The 2,967-nt window shown below is 36.5% G+C and carries 3 protein-coding genes; all 3 read right to left on the bottom strand.

The window, feature by feature from the left end; translation table 11 throughout:
- A partial coding sequence (locus ABNR88_RS07065) for an HIT family protein (RefSeq protein ID WP_348670243.1) occupies positions 1-325 on the bottom strand: 325 nt, incomplete at its 3' end.
- A 5-nt stretch (positions 326-330) separates the two neighbouring features.
- Complete coding sequence (gene recQ, locus ABNR88_RS07060) at positions 331-2,811, bottom strand: DNA helicase RecQ (protein ID WP_348670242.1); 2,481 nt, start codon at positions 2,809-2,811, stop codon at positions 331-333.
- On the bottom strand, positions 2,801-2,967 hold a 167-nt coding region (locus ABNR88_RS07055; protein WP_348670244.1), incomplete at its 5' end, for an S-adenosylmethionine:tRNA ribosyltransferase-isomerase. The genes recQ and ABNR88_RS07055, both read right to left, overlap by 11 nt.

Genomic DNA, 2,967 nt, shown 5'->3' with positions numbered 1-2,967 from the left:
CCTCAAAACTGGGTAAATCTAATTGTGGTTCTCTTTGTTTTGCACCCCACATTGGCTCTGGAAAATAACTATCACCCTTAAATCGGGCCATGATATGCCAATGAACATGCGGTAAAACGTTGCCAAAAGACGCGATATTTATCTTATCTGCTTTGAAATAGTCTAACATTAGATTTTCAGTAATATCAATAATCCTAAAAATTTCTATTTTTTCATCAGCACTGCATTCGCAGAATTCTTTAATTTTTCGCTTAGTAAAAACTTTAACCCAAGGTATCTCACTCGGTTCAATTTCTACACTAGCCAGCTCGTTTTCAAAAATCATAAAAATTATTGCTCCAATTGCTTCTGTATTGATAGATAATTTTGGATATTTTCAGTTGATCCAGCTAGCTCAATGCCTCGCTTTACCCAGTCATTAAGTATATCACTTTGAGGAATTTGAGCAAATAATTCTTGCCTTTGAGTTTGCCCAATTAGCCCTTCTTCTGCCAGCTGGTTAATATGTCTCATGACGGCAGGGATAGTAAAATTACGCCTTTGCTCTAGTTGATCTATTGATAAACCTTGTTGAATTAACTCTAAAGTAACTTTGTAGGTTTCTCCCAATAGGGGGTTAGATTTTTGTATATCTGTTTTTTTGGACTGCTCTATCTGCCTATATATTGACAGATAATGGTAAAAATCTTTATCTGAGCCAGTAAGATTAGAGCCTTCATTCACCCACTCATCCATGGCTGGATTTTTAGGAATTTGTTCAAAAAGAATTGTTTTTTTGACTACATCAATTAATTCTGACTTTGCTAATTTGTTAATATGCCCCAAAATGGTTGAAGTAGTAAAGCCGCGATTTATTGTTATCTGTTCCACTGACAAGCCTTGTTCAATTAACGCCAGTGTCTCATGATAAGTTTTATGTAATTTAGAGGATGGTTTATTTGTTTTTGACACTTTAGATTGTGACTTTAGATGTTCTTTATCTAATGCTGGCTCTTGAAAATTATCAGAACGTAGTGTCTTGATCAAAGCCAAAAATTGTTTGCCGTATTTTTCATATTTAACTTCGCCAACACCATTAATTTTCAAAAAATTTTCTTTATTATCAGGTAAGAAGTGCGCTATTGCCTGTAAAGTTTTATTGTCAAAAATAACATAAGCAGGCATTCCAGTTTCTGTTGCAATCTCCAATCTTAATGTGCGAAGTGATTCAAATATTGCTTTATCAAAATTGTACTTAGGCGGGGCAGATTTTTTAGGCAAAGATAAACTATTCTTACTAATATTAAAATTAACTGCACGCATATCAACAGATTCTTCAGATTTTAAAACTACTCTTGCTCGATTAGTGAGCACTAAGCCTCCATATTCACCACTTACTTGGATCAACTCCAACTCTAGTAATCTATCACCGACCATCTTCCATTGTGCTTTGCTAAGCTCTTGCCCAATGCCGTAAACAGATAGCTCTTCATGTCGATTATTTAAGATTTTTTGAACCTTGGATCCCCTCAATACATCAATAATGTAATTCTGCCCAAAGCGTTGTTCGGTGCGATAAATGGTTGATAAAAATTTTTGTGCCAACTCAGTAATCTCTTTACGCTCAGTATCAGGCTCATTGCAATTGTCGCACATCGTTTTACACGGCTCGATATTTTCATCAAAATAACGACTTAGTGCTTGATGGCGACAACTTTCAGAAAAAGCATATTGCTTAACGGTATTGAGATTTCTAAATGCCAAATTACGATAATCTTCGTTTTCAGCTCCCTCAATAAAACGACTAAGTACACCTATATCAGCAGTGCCGTATAACAACAACACTTCGCTAGAAATCCCATCTCGACCTGCTCTGCCAATTTCTTGATAATAAGCCTCAATGGTTTTTGGCATCGAAGTATGAATAACAAAACGAATGTCACTTTTATCAATACCCATACCAAAGGCAATGGTTGCCACCATAATATTGGTTTTTTCACCAACGAAATTAGCGAAAGCAGACTTTCTATCTTCTGAACTTAATCCTGCATGATATGCTTGAGCTTGAAAACCTTGTTCTTGTAAAAATTTAGCCAAGGATTCAGTCTTAGCGCGAGATTGTACATAGATAATGCCTTGCTCATTTTGACGTTTTTCTAAGAAATTTAACACCTGCTGATAGCCATTTCCTTGCCTGACACTAGCATTAATATACAAATTATCACGGAATACCGTGCCACGAATGACATTCTCTCTTTGCTTGAAATTCAACTGCGCAACAATGTCTTTTTCAACTTGTGGTGTTGCCGTAGCAGTAAAAGCTGCGACATTAGTATCAGGGAAGCGTGTTTTTAACAAACCTAATTTTCGATAATCGGCACGGAAATCATGACCCCATTCACTCACACAATGAGCCTCGTCAACGGCAAAAAATGCAATGTTTAACGAGTCTAAAAATGATAAAAAATAATCATTATTAAGGCGTTCTGGTGCGACAAATAAAACCTTGATTTCCTGATTTTTTAACGCTTTTTCAGTGACTTTAATCTCTTCCATACTTTGCATGGATGATAGCATTGCTGCACTAATGCCCTTGCTTTCCAGGCCTAGTATCTGATCTCGCATTAAGGCTAACAGCGGCGACACAACTACCAGAACACCATCCATTAACAACGCAGGCAACTGATAACAAAGCGACTTTCCACCGCCTGTTGGAAGAATTAATAAAACATCTTCACCGGCTAATATTTTGTCAACTGCTCGCTCTTGCAAGGGACGAAAAGAATCAAATCCAAAAACTTCTTGTAAGACCTGCGCCTTCTTATTTGTCACTGTGTTTTTCCAAAAGCATGGCGTCTCCGTATGAGAAGAATCGATATTTTTTATCAATGGCATGCTGGTAAATTTCCATCATTTTATCTCGACCAATAAACGCACTAACCAGCATTAATAAAGATGACTTTGGCAAATGAAAATTAGTAATCAACT

This window comes from uncultured Candidatus Thioglobus sp., assembly GCF_963981275.1.
Lineage (GTDB): Bacteria > Pseudomonadota > Gammaproteobacteria > PS1 > Pseudothioglobaceae > Thioglobus_A.
The sequence above is the reverse complement of the archived record's forward strand: the minus strand, read 5'-3'. Positions and strand labels throughout refer to the sequence as shown.